Annotated in this window: 18 protein-coding genes; 13 read left to right on the top strand and 5 right to left on the bottom strand. The window is 74.5% G+C overall.

The genetic code is table 11. The features are described from left to right. Positions 1-13 precede the first annotated feature (13 nt). Entirely contained in the window at positions 14-715 is a 702-nt protein-coding gene (locus HNR21_RS27610) for an endonuclease/exonuclease/phosphatase family protein (RefSeq protein WP_182707495.1), read from the top strand. Positions 716-744: 29 nt separating this feature from the next. Here HNR21_RS27610 and HNR21_RS27605 read toward each other — a convergent pair whose 3' ends face one another. Continuing rightward, positions 745-1,536 (bottom strand): hypothetical protein, encoded by a 792-nt coding sequence (locus HNR21_RS27605; RefSeq protein ID WP_119729682.1) that lies wholly within the window; start codon positions 1,534-1,536, stop codon positions 745-747. Between the two features lie 370 nt (positions 1,537-1,906). Between HNR21_RS27605 and HNR21_RS27600 the strand changes: the two genes are divergently transcribed. The 10 genes from HNR21_RS27600 to thiI all read left to right on the top strand — a co-directional run bounded on the left by HNR21_RS27600 (position 1,907) and on the right by thiI (position 10,876). Continuing rightward, on the top strand, positions 1,907-2,623 hold the full coding sequence (locus tag HNR21_RS27600) for a lysophospholipid acyltransferase family protein (protein ID WP_182707494.1): 717 nt from the start codon (positions 1,907-1,909) through the stop codon (positions 2,621-2,623). A 5-nt stretch (positions 2,624-2,628) separates the two neighbouring features. Continuing rightward, the gene (gene macS, locus HNR21_RS27595) at positions 2,629-3,783 is read left to right on the top strand and encodes a MacS family sensor histidine kinase (protein WP_182707493.1); all 1,155 of its coding nucleotides are present in this window, start codon (positions 2,629-2,631) and stop codon (positions 3,781-3,783) included. Between the two features lie 47 nt (positions 3,784-3,830). Further along, positions 3,831-4,277, top strand: a complete 447-nt coding sequence (locus HNR21_RS27590; RefSeq protein WP_182707492.1) for a hypothetical protein — start codon at positions 3,831-3,833, stop codon at positions 4,275-4,277. A 49-nt stretch (positions 4,278-4,326) separates the two neighbouring features. Beyond that, on the top strand, positions 4,327-5,013 hold the full coding sequence (locus HNR21_RS27585) for a response regulator (RefSeq protein ID WP_119731984.1): 687 nt from the start codon (positions 4,327-4,329) through the stop codon (positions 5,011-5,013). Between the two features lie 113 nt (positions 5,014-5,126). Further along, positions 5,127-6,050 carry a TIGR04222 domain-containing membrane protein gene (locus HNR21_RS27580; protein WP_182707491.1) on the top strand — a complete coding sequence of 308 codons (924 nt, stop codon included), beginning with the start codon at positions 5,127-5,129 and terminating at the stop codon, positions 6,048-6,050. 94 nt (positions 6,051-6,144) lie between these two features. After that, on the top strand, positions 6,145-7,092 hold the full coding sequence (locus tag HNR21_RS27575; protein WP_182707490.1) for a TIGR04222 domain-containing membrane protein: 948 nt from the start codon (positions 6,145-6,147) through the stop codon (positions 7,090-7,092). After that, positions 7,089-7,913, top strand: coding sequence for an MbnB/TglH/ChrH family RiPP precursor modification enzyme (locus HNR21_RS27570; RefSeq protein ID WP_182707489.1), 825 nt, complete (start codon positions 7,089-7,091; stop codon positions 7,911-7,913). The genes HNR21_RS27575 and HNR21_RS27570 overlap by 4 nt, the downstream gene beginning before the upstream one ends. Beyond that, entirely contained in the window at positions 7,910-8,356 is a 447-nt protein-coding gene (locus HNR21_RS27565; RefSeq protein WP_182707488.1) for an SCO6045 C-terminal-like domain-containing protein, read from the top strand. Before HNR21_RS27570 ends, HNR21_RS27565 begins: the two co-directional genes overlap by 4 nt. A 113-nt stretch (positions 8,357-8,469) precedes the next feature. Next, a complete protein-coding gene (locus HNR21_RS27560; RefSeq protein WP_182707487.1) occupies positions 8,470-9,495 on the top strand; it encodes a 6-phosphofructokinase in 1,026 nt (341 codons plus the stop codon). A gap of 142 nt (positions 9,496-9,637) precedes the next feature. After that, complete coding sequence (gene thiI, locus HNR21_RS27555; RefSeq protein WP_182707486.1) at positions 9,638-10,876, top strand: tRNA uracil 4-sulfurtransferase ThiI; 1,239 nt, start codon at positions 9,638-9,640, stop codon at positions 10,874-10,876. Between the two features lie 22 nt (positions 10,877-10,898). Here thiI and HNR21_RS27550 read toward each other — a convergent pair whose 3' ends face one another. The 3 genes from HNR21_RS27550 to aroF form a co-directional block, all read right to left on the bottom strand. After that, positions 10,899-11,795, bottom strand: coding sequence for a DUF5954 family protein (locus HNR21_RS27550; protein WP_182707485.1), 897 nt, complete (start codon positions 11,793-11,795; stop codon positions 10,899-10,901). A gap of 115 nt (positions 11,796-11,910) precedes the next feature. Then, positions 11,911-12,837, bottom strand: a complete 927-nt coding sequence (locus tag HNR21_RS27545) for a DMT family transporter (RefSeq protein ID WP_182707484.1) — start codon at positions 12,835-12,837, stop codon at positions 11,911-11,913. A 356-nt stretch (positions 12,838-13,193) separates the two neighbouring features. Beyond that, complete coding sequence (gene aroF / locus HNR21_RS27540; RefSeq protein ID WP_182707483.1) at positions 13,194-14,240, bottom strand: 3-deoxy-7-phosphoheptulonate synthase; 1,047 nt, start codon at positions 14,238-14,240, stop codon at positions 13,194-13,196. 257 nt (positions 14,241-14,497) lie between these two features. On the opposite strand from aroF, the gene HNR21_RS27535 reads away from it, so the two are divergent. Together HNR21_RS27535 and HNR21_RS27530 are read left to right on the top strand one after the other, a co-directional pair. Continuing rightward, on the top strand, positions 14,498-15,121 hold the full coding sequence (locus HNR21_RS27535; protein WP_182707482.1) for a sulfite oxidase-like oxidoreductase: 624 nt from the start codon (positions 14,498-14,500) through the stop codon (positions 15,119-15,121). 92 nt (positions 15,122-15,213) lie between these two features. Continuing rightward, a complete protein-coding gene (locus HNR21_RS27530) occupies positions 15,214-16,014 on the top strand; it encodes a LytR/AlgR family response regulator transcription factor (RefSeq protein ID WP_182707481.1) in 801 nt (266 codons plus the stop codon). A gap of 578 nt (positions 16,015-16,592) precedes the next feature. On the opposite strand, the gene HNR21_RS27525 is transcribed toward HNR21_RS27530, so the two are convergent. Then, positions 16,593-17,453, bottom strand: coding sequence for a deoxyribonuclease IV (locus tag HNR21_RS27525; RefSeq protein ID WP_182707480.1), 861 nt, complete (start codon positions 17,451-17,453; stop codon positions 16,593-16,595). Positions 17,454-17,462 lie beyond the last annotated feature (9 nt).

Here is a 17,462-nt window from a genome sequence, read left to right as displayed (position 1 = left end):
CGCTGGTCGCGCGATGACCGGCGTGCGGGTGCTCGGCTACAACATCCGGTCCATGCGCGACGACCGGGCCGCGCTGACCCGGGTGATCCGGGCCTGCGCCGCCGACCTGGTGTGCCTGCAGGAGGTCCCCCGGTTCTGGCGCTGGCGGGCCCGCCGCGACGCGCTGGCCGCCTCCTGCGGCCTCACCGTGGCGGCGGGCCGCCGCCCGGCGGGCCTGGCCGTGCTGGCCGGCCCCCGGTGCCGCGTCCTGCACGCCGAATACCACCTGCTGTCCCGGGTCCCGGGCATGCACCGGCGGGGCCTGGCGCTGGCCGTCCTCGACGTCGACGGCGCCCGGGTGGTCGCCGCCAGCACCCACCTGGACCTGCACCCCGGCCCCCGCCGCGCGCACACCGCCGAGATCCTCGCCGTCCTCGACCGGGTGAGCCGCGGGCACTCCGCCCCGGTGATCCTCGCCGGCGACATCAACGAGCAGCCCGGCGGCCCCTCCTGGTCCCTGCTGGCGGACGCGTTCACCGACGCCTACGCGGCGGCGCCGCGCGGGCCGGAGCACACCTACTCCTCCCGTGCCCCGCGCCTGCGCATCGACGGCGTCTTCGCCGACCGGCGCATCACCGTGCTCGGCTGCGGAGTCCCCGGCGACCCCGCCCTGGCCGCGGACCTGCCGCTGGCCACCGACCATCTGCCGCTGGTGGCCGACCTGCGGCTGCCGTAGGTCTTCCGGGGCCGCCCCGGGACGACGGGTCAGACGACGGCGCCGTCGTCGGTGTCGCGCGGGTCGTCGCCCATCCGCAGCACCAGGGTGACGAAGCCGCCGATGAACGCCGCGACCGACGCGAACGCCGCCCAGCCGGGGACCTCCCAGCCCAGCACCACCGAGATCAGCAGGTACAGCGGGCCGCCGACCAGGGCCAGCCAGGCGGCCTTGGTGACCGGGTCGGCGCTGGGCAGCGGGGGAGGCGGCGGCGGGACGTAGTGGCCCTCGTCGTCGGGCTCCAGCGGGTCGTCGGCGGACCTGACCACCCGGGCGGTCGGCAGCGCGCCGGTGCGGTCCTCGCCCTCCGCCGGGGCGGGCGGCTCGTCCAGGTCCTCCTGCTCGGGCCAGGGCGCGTCGCCCTCGGCCGGCGGGGCGTCGAACCCGGCGACGATCTCCGCCCAGATGGCGTCCTCGTCGCGTTCGGCGGTGGCGGCGCCGCCAGGACGGTCGGGGCCGCGCAGGTCGGCGGAGTCGCGGTCGCGGTCCCGGTCGGCCGGCTCGGGCAGGTCGGCGTCGGCCGCCCGCAGCCGGGTCAGCTGGGTGTGCAGGATGCCCTCGGCCGCCGACTGCATCGCGGTGTCGACGTACAACCGGTCCAGGGAGTCGCCGTCCGAACCCGTGGTGCGCGGCCCGTCCTCGCCCGGCTCGGGGGTCGGGATGACATAGGCCGCCACCCCCGCCTCCCGCAGCGCCTCCAGCATCGTGTCGGCCAGATGCGGCGCCAGGTCGATCAGCGGGGCGTACGAGTCGGCGTCCAGTCCATTGCCACGGCGCTTCACGGGGCCGGCTCCTTCGACGACTCCAGCGCGACCGACAGCACCGGCATGACGGCCTCCGCTCCCCAATTCACGTGCGTCCCCACGGTACCCGCCGCGTCGTCCGGCCGGACCCGGGACGCACACCCGCGTGGATTCCTACGGTATTCGTTCGGCGGCACCGGACAAGACGGGCGGAGAACATTCTGTGACGAGTCCGGCGGCCGGGTGCGGCCGCCCCCCGTCCGGGACGCCGCGCTGTGGTGTGGGCACACCCGCCGAGGGATGGGAGGATGACCCATCATCGTCCCCGTGTCACCCCTGTGACCGGGCGTGTTCGGTGCTCAGTATGGAAAGGTCGCGGGCGCCCCTGCGGACCGAGGAAGGTGTCGGCATGTTCTGGTTCTGGATGCTGCTGCGGATCGTCCTGTCACCGATCATGTACGTCGTGTGGCGGCCGCGGAACTCGGGCATGGAGAACGTCCCCAGGTCGGGCCCGGCGCTCCTGGTCAGCAACCACCAGTCGTTCGCCGACCACTTCTTCGGGCCGCTGCCGCTGCGCCGCCGGATCTTCTTCATCGGCAAGGCCGAGTACTTCACCGGCAAGGGCGTCAAGGGGCTGGTCAGCCGGGCGTTCTTCACCGGCGTCGGGGTCGTGCCGGTGGACCGCACCGGCGGCCGGGCCAGCGAGGCGGCGCTGGAGACGGGCCTGCGGATCCTGGCCGAGGGCAAGCTGCTGGGCATCTACCCCGAGGGCACCCGCGCCCCCGACAACCGGCTGTACCGGGGCAAGACCGGGGTGGCCCGGCTGGCGCTCAAGTCGAAGGTGCCGGTGATCCCGATGGCGATGATCAACACCTTCGAGCTGATGCCGGCCGGCCAGCCGTACCCCCGGCTCGGGGTGCGGCCGGGGGTGAAGTTCGGCAGGCCGATGGACTTCTCCCGCTACTACGGCATGGAGGACGACCCCAAGGTGCTGCGCAAGGTCACCGACGAGATCATGCAGGCCATCCAGGAACTGTCCGGGCAGGAGTACGTGGACCGGTACGCCGCGGAGGTCAAGGCCGAGATGGCGGGCAGGACCCCGCGCCCGGTCGAAGACGACGACTGACCCCGATGGGGTTCGAGGCGCCGCTGTGGCGGGCGCTGGCGGTCTTCCGGATCGCCGCCCTGCTGTACGCCGGCAGCCTGATCCTGCGCAACGTCGACGAGTACCGCAGCCAGGCCGGCGGCTGGACGGTGCTGGCGGTCATGGTGGCCTGGACGGCGTACACCGTCTACGGCTACGCCGACCCGGCCCGGCGGCGGTGGCCGCTGCTGGCCGCCGATCTGGCGGTGGCCGCCGGCTGCCTGTTGGCCACCGCCTGGGTGGAGCGTCCCGAACGGATCGCCGCCGGCGTCCCCACCCTGACCATGGCCTGGGTGGCGGCGCCGGTGCTGGCGTGGGCGGTGTCCGGCGGCAAGCGGCGCGGCTCGGCGGCGGCCGCGGCGATCGGGGCGGCGAGCATCGCGGTGCACGGCATCGCGGGCCGCGGGTTCATGCCGACCCAGGCCACGTTCAACGGCGTGGTGCTGGTGTTCCTGGCCGGATTCGTGGTCGGGCACGTCGCCGAGCTGGGCATCGAGGCCGAGGCCCGGCTGGCGCGGGCGATCGAGCTGGAGGCGGCGACCCGGGAGCGGGAACGGCTGGCCCGCCGCATCCACGACTCGGTGCTGCAGGTCCTCGCCCTGGTGCAGCGGCGCGGCGGCGAGCTCGGCGGGGAGGCCGCCGAGCTGGGCCGCCTGGCGGGGGAGCAGGAGGCGGCGCTGCGCACGCTGATCGGCAGCCGCCCGCGGCCCGGCGAGCGCGAACGCCCCGGGGCCGACGCGGACGCCGATCTGGGGGCGCTGCTGAACGCGCACGCCGGCGCGGCGGTCACCGTGTCCGCCCCGGCCGGTGCGGTGCCGGTCCCGGCGCGGGCGGCCTGGGAGATCGACGCGGCGGTCGCCGCCGCGCTGGACAACGTCCGCCGCCACTGCCCGCCCGGGACCCGGGCCTGGGTGCTGCTGGAGGACGATCCGCAGGCCGTCACGGTCAGCGTCCGCGACGACGGGCCCGGCATGCCCGCCGGGCGGGTCGCCGAGGCCGAGGCCGCCGGGCGGCTGGGGATCTCCCAGTCGATCAAGGGCCGGATCCGCGACCTGGGCGGCACGGTCGCCATCGTCTCGGCGCCGGGGGAGGGGACCGAGATCGAGATGACCGTCCCGCGCGCCCGGCTTACGGCCGCTTGACGGGCCGGCCCCCATGATGGGGGCACGATCCCCCCGAGGAGAACGCGATGGCCGACGAAGACGACAAGAAGGTCGCGGGCCCGCCGCCCGCCCAGACGCCGCCCGCCCAGACGCCGCCCGCCGCCGGGACCGGCGAGGCCCCGCCGCCTCCGCCGCCCGGCCAGGCGCCCCCCGGCCCTCCGCCGTTCCCGCCGCCCCCGCACCGGACCCACGCCGTCCGCCGGTGGGACGGCCGCGGCGCCGTTCCGCTGCTCGTGGCCGGGCTGGTCGGCGCGATCATCGGCGGCGGACTGGTGGGCCTGGCGGACCTGCTGGACGACCGCGGCGAGGAGCGCTACGTGCGGGTGGTCGACGTCGACGGCGACCGGCCGTGGCGGCGCTGGGACGACGACGGCTGGCGCGAGCGCGTGCCGCCCGAGTGGCGCGTCCCCCGCAGGTTCCAGACCCCCGAGGTCCCGCCCACCGACGTCCCGTCGCCCGCGCCGACGGGTTGAGCGCCCGCCGGGGCGGCCCGGCTGTCCTATGGTGACGTTCGTGACCGACATGAGCGACTCCGGGCAGGGCCCCCGCCCGGTGCGGGTGATGGTCGTCGACGACCATCCGATGTGGCGCGACGCCGTCGCCCGGGACCTGACCGAGGCCGGGCACGAGGTCGTCGCCACGGCCGGGGAGGGGCGGGCCGCCATCCGGATCGCCGCCGCGGCCCGCCCCGAGGTGGCCGTCGTGGACCTGCAGCTCCCCGACATCAGCGGCGTCGAGGTGGCGCGCGCCCTGGCCGCGCCCGGCGAGGACGGCGAACCGGCGGTGCGGGTGCTGGTGCTGTCGGCCAGCGGCGAGCAGCAGGACGTGCTGGACGCGGTCAAGGCGGGCGCCACCGGCTACCTGCTCAAGTCCGCCGCCCGTGAGGAGTTCCTCGACGCGGTGCGCCGCACCGCGGACGGCGACGCGGTGTTCACGCCGGGACTGGCCGGGCTGGTGCTGGGCGAGTACCGCAGGCTGGCCGCGGCGCCCCGGCGCGCCGACGACGACACCCCCCGGCTCACCGAACGGGAGACCGAGGTGCTGCGGCTGGTCGCCAAGGGCCTGACCTACAAGCAGATCGCCCAGCGGCTGGTGCTGTCGCACCGCACCGTGCAGAACCACGTCCAGAACACCCTGAACAAGCTGCACCTGCACAACCGCGTCGAGCTGGTCCGGTACGCCATCGAGAAGGGCCTGGACCAGGACTGACCGGACGCCGGACGGATGTCCGTCTTCTCCGGATCCGAGTGAACCGGGGGCCGGGACGGGCCGTCCAAGGGATCGAGGCCCGCGGTGCCGGGCCGGGACATCTGGAGGCGCCCGTGAACGGGTCCGCTGCGGACGTGCTCGCCGCCACCGGGGACACCTGGGGGATCCCCGGATCGCTGTTCCTGACCGTCTACGTGTTCGTCGCGCTGGCCCTGACCGCGCTCGCGGTGGCGATGCGGCGCACCGGCGCCGGCTCCACCCCCGTCCGTGACCTGCACGCCTTCGAGATCGCCTTCCTCGTGGGAGGACGGCACCGCGCGGTCGCCGCCGCGCTGGCCTCGTTGCGCGCCGAGGAGGCCGTGGAGTCCGCCGGCAGAGGCCGGCTGCGCGCGACCGGCGGCCCCGGCCGTTCCGGGGTGAGCACCCTGGACGGCGCGATCCTCGCCGCCATCCGGGGCGGCCGTGAGATCGCCACCGCCGAGCTGCCGGACAAGTACCAGGTCAAGCGGCTCCTGGACGACATGCAGGCCCGGCTGGAGCGGCGCGGCCTGCGCAACGGCGCCGACCGGCGCGCCCGGCTGCGGCTGCCCGCGCTGGGGCTGGCGCTGCTGGCGGCCGTCGGCGTCGTGCGGGTGATCGCGGGCGTCCGGAACGACCGGCCGGTGCTCCTGCTGATCCTGGCGATCATCGGGACCGTCGTCGCGGCCGCCGTGGTGGCGGCGACCGTTCCCCGTCTCAGTCCCGCCGGGCGCCGGGTGCTGAAGGAGGCCAGGCGGGAGTACGCGCACCTCGATCCCGTCAACACGCCGGCGTGGTCGACCTACGGGGCCTCCGGCCTGGCCTTCGCGGTGGCCGTGTACGGCCTCCCGGCGATGAGCGGCTTCGACCCCGAGTTCACCGACGAGACCGAGCTCCACCGCAACATGCAGGCCGGGGGATACACCGGCACCGGCGGCGGCTGCGGCGGCGGGGACGCCGGCGGCGGAGACGGGGGCGGTGGCGGTGGTGGTTGCGGAGGCGGCGGGTGCGGCGGCTGATCGCCCCGATCTGTGCCCCGTGCCGCAGACATCCCGCCGAAAAGGCCTCATGCATGGATCATCGGAACAGCGTCGAGAGCCGCCTGGAGGGCATGTGGAAGTCGTCGCCGGCGCGGGGGACACCTGGGGCGTCTCCGGCCCCGTGTTCCTCGTCGTCTACATCGCCGCCGGGCTCGCCGCGACCGGCCTCGCCCTGATCGCCCGCCGGTGGGCGAGCAGGGGCCGTCCTGCCGAGGGCGACCTGACCTCGTACGAACTGGCCTACCTGGCGGGCGGGCGGCGGCGGGTGGTCATCGCCTCGGTGGCCTCGCTGCGTCATGAGGAGGCCGTCCGCATCACCTCCGGAGGCTCCCTGGCGGCCGTCCGCCCGCCGCGCGCCGCGGTCACCCGGGTCGACGAGGCCGTCTACGCCGAGATCGACCGGATGCACCAGCCGGGCCTGCGCAGGGTCGGCGACCGCTCCCGGGTCCGGGAGGCGGTGGACGAGATCCGCGACGGGCTGGCCGCCAAGGGGCTGCTGCCCAGCGGGACCGAGCGCGTCCAGGCCCGGCTGGCCACGATCCCGCTGCTGCTCCTGCTGGTGATCGGCGGGATCCGGCTGGCGGCCGAGCCGCGGGACGACCGGCCGGTGCCGTTCCTGATCATCGCCATGGCCGCGGTCGCGGCCGTCACCGTCTGGATGTGGCTGTGGCGGCCGGACGGGCTGCGCTCCGGCGCCGCCGCCCTGGAGGCCGCCCGCGACCGCAACTCCCACCTGGACCCCAGGCTGAAGCCCGCCCTCACCACGTACGGCACCGAGGCGGTGGCGGTCAGCGTGGCGCTGTACGGCGTTCCGGCCTTGACGAACATCGACCCGGCCTTCGCCACGGACGAGGCGGTCTCCAAGGCGCTGTCATCGTCGTCCGGCTCCTCCTCTTCCTCCACCTGCGGCACCGCCTCGTACGTCGGGACCTGCGCGGGCAGTTGCAGCGGAGGCGGCGGCGACGGCGGCGGTGGTGGCGGCGGTTGCGGAGGCGGAGGCGGCTGCGGAGGCGGCATATGAACGATCCCCTTCCCGAGCCCGGCGTCGGGATCGGCTGGCGGCCGGAGATCGCCGGATTCGTCGCCGATCTGCCGGGGCTGCGTTTCACCGAGGTCATCGCCGAGTCCGTGCGTCCCGGGCACCCGCCGCGGCTGCTGACGGACCTGCGGGACCGCGGCGTGCGGGTCGTCCCGCACGGCGTCCGGCTGTCGCTCGGCGGGGCCGAGCCGGTGGCGGCCGAACGGGTCGCGCACCTGGCCGCCGCCGCCGAGGCGCTGGCCGCCCCGCTGGTCAGCGAGCATGTCGCGTTCGTGCGCGCGGGCGGGACGGAGGCCGGGCACCTGCTGCCGGTGCCGCGCACCCGCGCCGCGCTCGACGCGCTGGCCGACAACGTCCGGCGGACCTGCGCCGAGCTGCCCGTGCCGCTCGCGCTGGAGCCCATCGCCGCGCTGTTCGACTGGCCGGACGCCGAGTACACCGAGGTCGACTTCCTCACCGAGCTGCTCGAACGCACCGACGCGTACCTGCTGCTGGACATCGCCAACGTCCACGCCAACGCCCGCAACCGGGGGCAGGACCCGCTCGCCCTGCTGGACCGCCTGCCCCTGGAGCGGATCGCCTACTGCCACGTGGCGGGCGGCAGGCAGCACGAGGGCCTCTACCACGACACCCACACCGACCCCGTGCCGGCCGAGGTCCTCGACCTGATCAAGGAACTGGCCGCCCGCCGCCGTCCCCCGGGCCTGCTGCTGGAACGCGACGGCCGCTACCCGCCCGCCGCCGAGCTGCGCGCCGAGCTGGACGCCATCGCCGCCGCGGCCGGGCTGCCCCCGATCACATGACCGGCCGCGAGGAACTGGCGGCGGCCCAGGAGGCGCTGGTCGCCGCGCTCGTGGCGGGCGGTCCCGTCCCGCCGGGCTTCGACCCCGCCCTGGTCGGGGCCGCCTCCCGGGCGCTGCTGCGCAAGCGGGCCGGGGAGGTCGCACGGACCTGGCCCGCGCTGGCCGCCTCCTTCGGCCCGCGGTGGGCCGAACGGTTCGCACGCTGGGCGGAGGGTAGACCTCCCCGTGGTTCGTGGCGGGACGGCTGGGACTTCGCCCGCGCGCACCGCGACACGCTGGACCCGGCCGCGACCCGCGAACTCGCCCTCGCCGAGGCGCGCTGGTGCTATGACGGGACCGGCGAGCCGCGGCCGCGCCGGTTCGCCCTCCGCCGGATTCCCGGGGCAGGAGTGGCGGTGGTGGTCTCCGGCAGGCCGCAAACCGTTCTGCGCAGGCCCTCCTGACGATATGGTCTAGACCAATAGCGAGGCCGTGGCGCGCCGGCGCGGGACGCGGGTGCGCCGAGCCGTCATGCCTGCGCGGCTAGGCTGGCCAGGTGACTTCTGGGGAGGAATACATGCGCGTCGGAGTACTGACCGGGGGAGGCGACTGCCCTGGTCTGAACGCCGTGATCCGCGCTGTGGTGCGTAAGGGCGTTCAGGTCTACGGATACGAGTTCGTGGGCTTCCGGGCGGGCTGGCGCGGCCCGCTGGAGGGCGACACGATCGCGCTGGACGTCCAGGCCGTACGGGGGATCCTCCCGCGCGGCGGGACGATCCTGGGATCGTCGCGGACCAACCCGCTCAAGGTCGAGGGGGGCATCGAGCGGATCAAGGACAACCTGGCCGGGCTCGGCGTGGACGCCCTGATCGCCATCGGGGGCGAGGACACCCTGGGCGTGGCCAGGGAACTGCACGCCAACGGGGTCAACGTGGTCGGGGTGCCCAAGACCATCGACAACGACCTCAACGCCACCGACTACACCTTCGGCTTCGACACCGCGGTCAACATCGCGATGGAGGCCATCGACCGGCTGCACACCACCGCCGAGAGCCACCACCGCGCGCTGATCTGCGAGGTGATGGGGCGGCACGCGGGCTGGATCGCGCTGCACGCCGGAATGGCCGCCGGCGCCAACGTCATCCTGATCCCGGAGAAGCCGTTCGACATCGACAAGGTCGTCGAGTACGTCGAGAGCCGCTTCAAGACCCGGTACGCGCCGATCATCGTGGTCGCCGAGGGCGCCCACCCCGTCGAGGGGCAGATGGAGGTGCAGACCGGCGAACTGGACGCGTTCGGTCACGTCCGGCTCGGCGGCATCGGCCAGCGGCTGGCCGACGAGATCGAGAAGCGCACCGGCAAGGAGGCCCGCTGCACCGTGCTGGGCCACATCCAGCGCGGCGGCACGCCCAGCGCCTACGACCGGGTGCTGGCCACCCGGTTCGGCCTGAACGCCATCGACGCCGTGCACGACGGCGACTACGGCAAGATGGTCGCCCTGTCCGGCACCGACATCGTCCGGGTCGAGCTGAGCGCCGCCACCGAGACCCTCAAGACCGTTCCGATCGAGCGCTACGCCGAGGCCGAGATCTTCTTCGGCTGACCGGCGGCGGGCCGATCGCACGCCCGCGGGCCTCGGGGAATACACCCGGGGCCCGCGGGCCTTACCGTGTCGCGGTGGCGGCCCGGTTGGGCGACACTGGAGACACGTCCCTTTCCCGAATCCCCGTGCAGGAGGTCCCCGCATGACCGTGCTCGACGCCACGGCCCAGACCGCCGGCGGCATCCCGGTGGCCGGTGAGCCGTGCGTGCTGATCAAGCTGGGCGAGGTCGTGCTCAAGGGCAAGAACCGCGAGACGTTCGAACGGCGGCTGCAGGGCAACATCCGCTCGGCCGTCCGGGACGTCGCCCCGGTGGAGATCTGGCGCCGGCACGGCGTGATGGTGGCGCGCGTCGGCTCCGGCGGCACCGCCGACGTCGCCACGGTGGACGCGCTGGCCCGCCGGATCACCGACGTGATGGGCATCGTCTGGGTGCACCGGGCCTGGCGGGTCGGCAAGGACGAGGCCAGCGTGGTGCGCGCGGCGCTGGACCTGATGTCCGGCCGCACCGGCTCGTTCGCGGTCCGCTCCCGCCGCCGCGACAAGCGGTTCCCGCTGACCTCCACCGAACTCGACCGGCTGGTCGGGTCCAGGATCGTCGAGGCGTACGGGCTGCCGGTACGGCTGAAGAACCCCGACCACACCCTGTCGGTCGAGGTCGACCGCGACGAGGTGTTCGTCTACACCGACGGGCTGCCCGGCCAGGGCGGGCTGCCGGTCGGGATGAGCGGCCGGGCGCTGGTGCTGATGTCCGGCGGCATCGACTCCCCGGTGGCCGCCTACCGGATGATGCGCCGCGGGCTGCGGGTGGACTACCTGCACTTCTCCGGCATGCCGTTCACCGGCCCCGAATCCATCTACAAGGCGTACGCGCTGGTCCGCGAGCTGGACAAGTTCCAGGGCGGCTCGCGGCTGTTCGTGGTGCCGTTCGGCAAGGCCCAGCAGCAGATCAAGTCCTCGGGCGCGGACCGGCTGGCGGTGATCGCCCAGCGCCGGCTGATGCTGCGCACCGGAGAGCTGATGGCGCACCGGCTCGGCGGCGCCGCGCTGATCACCGGCGACTCCCTCGGCCAGGTCAGCAGCCAGACGCTGGCCAACATGACCGCCCTGGACGACGCGGTCGAGCTGCCGATCCTGCGCCCGCTGGTCGGCATGGACAAGGTGGAGATCATGGACCAGGCCCGCCGGATCGGCACCCTGGCCATCTCCGAGCTGCCCGACGAGGACTGCTGCACCCTGCTGGCGCCGCGCCGGGCCGAGACCCGCGCCAAGATCGAGGACCTGCGGCAGATCGACAAGCGGCTGGACGCCGACGAGCTGGCCGAACGGCTGGCCGACTCGGTGCAGGAGCACCGGCCGGTGTACGGCGAGGGCGCCGCCTGACGCCCGGGGGCGTGCGGGCGGGTCAGTCCCGCAGGTCGCAGGGCCGGGGGGTCTCCGGGCCGTCCGGCCCCACCAGCACCATCCGCTCGACCCGCACGACCCGGAAGCGCCGCCCGGCCACCGTGATGCCGTTGCGCCGCTGCCGGTCCTGCATCATGTCCGCCGCCGCGGCGTACTCGGCCAGATCCGTCTCCCCGGGCTGCTCCACCGCCGGCACCACGTGCCGGAAGTAGGCGGCCAGCGAGTCCCGCGCCTCCTGCGGCAGCCCGTACAGCCGGGCGCCGGGCCGCCACAGCTCCCCGGTCCGCTCGGCGACCGTGAACATCGGCGGCAGCTGCACCGGGGCCATGAACGGCTCCACCGGATCGGTGCCGGTGCGCGCCGCCTCGTCCAGGTACTGGCACAGCAGCTCGGCGGTGAGCAGGTCGGCCGTGTCGTGCCCGTCCAGCGGCGGGGCGGGGATGAAGTCCAGCGGCCGTCCGGGCACCGGCCGCCGCGGATCGTGGTCGGTGGGCCGGGGCGGCTCGGGGCCGTCCGGGCCGGTCCGCATCAGCTGCTCGATCCGCACGATCCGGAACCGGCGGGCCAGCACCGTCAGCTCGTCGCACTCCCCGGCGTCCAGCCGCAGCGCCGCCTCGTGGTACTCCCGGGCCGCCCGGCCGCCCGCCGGGGCCCGGCCGCGCAGCCGGGCCGCCAGCAGGTCCCGGGCCCCCTGGGGCAGCGGGTCGCACGGGCACACCGTCTGCCAGCCGCCGGGCACCTGCTCGGCCGCGGCGAACAACGGTCCCGCCACCACCAGGTCCGGGTAGGCGGTCAGCGACCGGCGCGCGTCGGCCCAGATCACCTCCGCCACCGGGTCCATGGCGTCCAGATCCCTCGGGAAGATCAGGCCGCCACCGTCGCCATCGCCGATAGTCATGCGCAGCATCTTCCTCGGCCCGCCCCGGACGCGCGAGCGGTTCAGGCCACTTTTCGTCGGCCAATTCGGGACGGGGGCGCCGCGGGCGGCCGGCCCGCGGCGCCCCCGGGACCGGTCAGCGCCGCCGTTCGCCCACGATGAGCAGCAGCAACCCGGCCGCCAGCGTCGCCAGGCCCGCCAGCGCGACGCCGCCGAGCCGTTCGTCCAGCACCAGCAGCCCCAGCAGCGCGGCGACCGCGGGCTCGGCCAGCGTCAGGGTGGTCGCCACCGTCACCGGGGTGGTGCGCAGCCCCCGGGCGTACAGCAGATAGCCCCCGGAGGTCGTGACGACCCCCAGGTAGACGGTGACCAGGGCGCCCGACGGGGTCAGCGCCCAGCCGGGCGAGGAGACCAGCAGCACCGGCAGCAGCACCGCCGCCGCCATGCCGAACAGCGCCCCCGTCACCGCCCGGTCGCTCTCGCCCCGGGTGATGAGCCGCGCGGCGACGGTCGCGTACGACGCGTACGCCAGCCCGGACAGCAGCGCCAGCGCCACGCCGAGGGGCTCGACGCCCGCCGACCGGCCGCCGCCGACCAGCGCGGCGCACCCGGCCACCGCGCAGGCGGTCGCCGCCCCCCACCGCACGGTGGGCCGCGCCCCTCCGGTGAGGGCGGCGATCAGCCCGGTGAACGCCGGGGAACTGCCGATCGTGACGATCGTGCCGGTGGCCACCCCGGTACGGGCCACCGCGGCGAAGAAGGCGGTCTGGTACACCGCGACGCACACCGCGCCGAACGCCAGCGCCCACAGGTTGCGGCGGCGGGACGCCAGCCGCCGCAGCCCGCCGGCGTTCCCGGCGAGCGCCGCCAGGGCCAGCAGGACGGTCCCGCCCAGCACGATGCGGGCGGCGCCCACGGAGACGGGGTCGGCCCCGGCGGGGGCCAGGGTCTGGACGGTGCCGGTCGTTCCCCACAGGGAGGCGGCCAGCAGGATGTGCGCGCTGCCGGCCGGACGCCGCCCGGGCATGGCCGGGTCGGCGGATTCGATGAGGCGTGTGGACACGCGAGACGCTCCTGAACTCGAATCGGAGGGAAGGATCCGGGTCCGGGGCGCGCCTGACCGCGGCCGGGCGCTCGCCGCGCCGGGCCGCCGGTGTCACCGGGCAGGGACCGCGCCCCGGTCAGGAGCGCGGAGGCCCGAGCTGAGCCGTCCAGTACGCCATGATCGTGACCATATCCGACGCCGCCGTGACCGCGCCACGCAGGCCGGACGACCGCAGCGAAGCGAGGATCGTCGGGCCTGCGCTCGCGGGGGTCTGGGGGTCGTCCCCCAGAAGAACAGGCCGGACGACCGCAGCGAAGCGAGGATCGTCGGGCCTGCGCTCGCGCGAAGCGGTCACGGCGTTGCGTCCGCGCCGTTCAGCCGGCGGTCGTCAGCGCGTCGGCGGGCTCGGTGAGGGTCCGGCCGAACACCGGCGGCAGTTCCCGGACCAGCCGGGCCAGCTCCCGCACGTCCCCGTCGACCAGCGCCTGCGGCCCGTCGCACAGCGCCGTCTCCGGGTGCGGGTGCACGTCGACGATCACGCCGTCCGCGCCCACCGCGATCGCCGCCCGGGTCAGCGGCAGCACCAGGTCGCGCCGGCCGCCCGAGTGCGACGGGTCCACGATCACCGGCAGGTGCGACAGCCGCTGCGCCACCGGCACCGCCGAGATGTCCAGGGTGTTGCGGGTGGCCTTCTCGAACGTGCGGATGCCGCGCTCGCACAGCACGATGTCCAGGTTGCCGCGCTGGGCGATGTACTCGGCGGCCATCAGCCACTCCTCGATGGTGCCGCTCATGCCGCGCTTGAGCAGCACCGGCCTGCCGGCCTCGCCGGCCGCCTGCAGCAGCGCGAAGTTCTGCGCGTTGCGGGTGCCGATCTGCAGCATGTCCGCGTACGAGGCGACCAGTTCCACGTCGTGGGCGTCCACCACCTCGGTGACGATCGGCATCCCGGTCTCGGCGCGCACGTCGGCCAGGATGCGCAGGCCCTGCTCGCCCAGCCCCTGGAAGGCGTACGGCGAGGTGCGGGGCTTGAACGCGCCGCCGCGCAGCAGGGTCGCGCCGGCCGCCTGGGCCATCTGGGCGGCCTGCAGGGTCTGCTCCGGGGTCTCCACCGCGCACGGGCCGGCGATCAGGGTCATGGTGTCCGGGCCGATCGGCACGCCGCCGACCCGCACCACCGAGCGCTCGGGGTGGTTCTCCCGGCTGACCAGCTTGTAGGGCACCGAGATGCGGATGACGTCGCGCACGCCGGGCATGCCGCGCAGGTTCAGCGAGCCGAACTGGTCCACGTCCCCGACCAGGCCGACGATTGTCCGGGCCACCCCGCGGCTGACGAAGGCCTCCCCGCCCGCCGTCTCGACGATGGAGACGACGGCGGCGATGTCCGCCTCGGTGGCCTCCGGACCCATCACCACGACCATGCTGCTCTCCTCGGTTGTCGTTCTGCTGTCGGATGTCCGCCCGCACGAAAAAGCCCCGGGCCGCTGGTGCCCGGGGCTTTTGGTGCGGTTCGTCAGCGCAACGCTGAATGGACCGTCACCCGTGTCCCGGGCCGGCCATAGATGCCACCAAAACGGAGAGCGTTGCGCATGGGAACAGCGTAGACCATCCGACCGCCGCGATGGGGGAAGGGGGCCCGGTATGGCTCACGTCACGGGGATGGCAGGATGAGCCCGTCATGTCCTCCCCATCGGAACAGACCCCACAGCACGGGGCCCTGCCGCCCGGACAGTACGTTCCTCGTGGCTGGCCCGTCCTGCACTACGGCCCGGTGCCCAGGTTCCGTCCCGAGAGCTGGGACTTCCGGGTGTTCGGGGCCACCGCGTCGGGCGAGCAGCACATCTGGACCTGGGAGGAGTTCGAGCGCCTCCCGCGCACCGAGGCGGTCGCCGACTTCCACTGCGTCACCAAGTTCACCATCCCCGACAACCACTGGGAGGGCGTCTCCGGGTCCACGATCGTGGAGCTGGCGCCGCCCCACCCGGACGCCACCCATGTGATGGTGTGGGCGGAGTACGGCTACAGCGCCAACATCCGCATGTCGGACTTCCTCGCCGAGGCGACCATGTTCGCCCTGTACCGCAACGGCGAGCGGCTCACCCCGGACCACGGTTTCCCCGTGCGCCTGGTGGTGCCGCACCTGTACGCCTGGAAGAGCGTCAAGTGGGCGCGTGGGGTGGAGTACCTCATCAAGGACCGGCGCGGGTTCTGGGAGGAACGCGGCTACCACAACATCGCCGACCCCTGGCGCGAGCAGCGCTACTCCTACCAGGAGGAGGAGGGCGAGGCCCCGCCCCTGTGACGGCCGCCCCGGGACGTCCTCACGCCCGCCGCACGATGATCGCATTGCGGAATCGATTGCGGACGGACAGTAATTGAGGGCATGGTCCTGTCATGCTACGAGTGCTCGCGGTCGACGACGACGTCACCGCGGTCGAGGAACTGGCGCGCCTGCTGCGGGCCGACCCCCGGATCGCGGAGGTCGCCGTCGCCGGCGACACCGCCGCCGCGCTGCGCGACCTGGGGCGCAGGGTGGCCGCCGGCCGCCGGCTCGACGCGGTGTTCTGCGACATCCGGATGTCCGGGCCGGACGGTCTGGACGGGCTGGACTTCACCCGGCTGCTGCGCGGCTTCGCCGAGCCCCCCGCGGTGGTCTTCGTGACCGCCCGGGAGGACGGCGCGGTCGCGGCCTACGAGGTGGGCGCCGTGGACTACGTGCTCAAGCCGGTGCGCCCGCACCGGCTCGCCGAGGCCGTGCGGCGGGTCGAGGAAGCGGTCCGCCGTACGCCCGCGCCGCACGCCGCCGCCGAGGAGGATCCGGCCGCGCCGCCTCCCGACGAGCTGATCCCCGTCGAGCTGGGCGGCCGCACCCGGATGGTCTCCCGCAACGCGGTGCGGTACGTCGAGGCGCACGGCGACTACGTCCGGCTGCACACCGCCGACGGCAGCTACCTGGTCCGCATGTCCCTGGTGTCGCTGGCCCGCCGCTGGGAGCCGGCCGGGTTCATCCGGATCCACCGCAGCACGCTGGTGTCGGCCGCGCACATCACCGAGCTGCGCTTCGACGACGGCCGGGTCGCCGTCAAGGTCGGCGACGACGTCCTGCAGGTCAGCCGCCGCCACTCGCGGCACGTCCGGGACCTGCTGGTGCGCCGCTTCCACCGGGCCGCCGCGCCGCCGCTGCGGACCCGCTGAACCGCTCGTCGCGCTCGACCGCCCGCCCGTCGATCGACTACTCTACGTAAGACGACGACTACGGACCGTTGGTCGAGGGCGTCCCCGCAGAACTCCCGCGGAGGGCCCCGGAGCACCTAGCGTTCTTCACGTCGCACCGGCTCACAAGACGACACCGGAGACCCGGACACGGCCGCGGCCCGCTCCGCCGCCCCGGGTCACGCCGCCGGATCCCGTACCGGGGGGGTGGGATCCGACGGCTGGAAGCTCGGGCGCTGCTGGACAGTCGGGGGGTTGTCCAGCAGCGCCCGAGCGCGTGCTTATGGCCGCGGCGGCTCGCGGGCGTGTTTGATTGCGCTCGCTCCGCTCGCGCGGCTCACGGGCCTGGGAACGCGCGGCCGTTCGTCGTCGCGGTTCGAGATCGCTCGTTTCTCGCGATCTTGAACCGCTCCTCCTCACGACCACGCGGGCCCGCTCGCGGTGGCCTCCAGCACCTTCGAGTGCAGGGTCCCCGGTTCCGGCCCGCGAGATCTGAAGGCGTTCTTTCGGAGACCTCTGGACGATGCCCTTCGGCGTGTTCCTCGTGTTCCCGGTGGGGCTCAGGACCCTGGCGGGGTGTCGCGGAGGCGCTTGAGGGTTTCTATGTCCCGGCGGTGGGGCTCGGGGGCGCGGCCGGGGGTCTCGATGATGAAGGGGACGCCCTCGGTGGCGGGGTGGTGGAAGAGGGCGGCGAAGGGGGACTCGCCGATCAGGCCGGCGCCGATGTTCTCGTGGCGGTCGCGGCCGGAGCCGCAGGGGTCCTTGGAGTCGTTGGCGTGGACGAGCTTGAGGCGGCCGGGGCCCACGGTCTCCAGGAGGAGGTTCAGGGTCTCGTGGACGCCCTTCTCGGCGGTCAGGTCGTGGCCGGCGGCCCAGGCGTGGCAGGTGTCGAGGCAGACGCCGAGCTTGGGGTGGTGCTCGAGGGCGTCGAAGTAGGGGCCGAGCTGGTCGACGGTGGCGCAGAGCATGTTCTGCTGGCCCGCCATCGGCTCGAGCAGGAGCGCGGGGCCGTCGTCGGGGATCTCCTCCAGGACGGGGAGCAGGCGCTCGTGGACCTGGCGGATGGCGTCGTCCCTGGACTGGGTGACGGAGGAGCCGGTGTGGATCACCACGCCGCCGGCGCCGACGGCGTGGCCGCGCCGCAGGGCGTGGCGGATGGAGGCCAGGGACTTCTCGAGGGTCTCCGGGGTGGGGGAGCCCACGTTGATCAGGTAGTTGGCGTGCACGAAGACGGGGACGCCGCCGGCGCGGAGCTTCTCGTCCTCGTCGGGCCTGCCGTCGGGCAGCGCCCAGCCCCGGGGGTTGGAGACGAAGATCTGGACGACCTCCGCCCCGATCTGGTCGGCGTACTTCAGTCCGCCGGTGGCCGGACCTCCGGCGACCGGAACATGGCCCCCGACGGGGCGATCCGCAGCGCTCATAGGGTCCTC

Source organism: Thermomonospora cellulosilytica (assembly GCF_014138835.1).
GTDB classification, from domain to species: Bacteria; Actinomycetota; Actinomycetes; order Streptosporangiales; family Streptosporangiaceae; genus Thermomonospora; species Thermomonospora amylolytica.
This window is presented reverse-complemented; position numbering and strand designations above follow the sequence as displayed.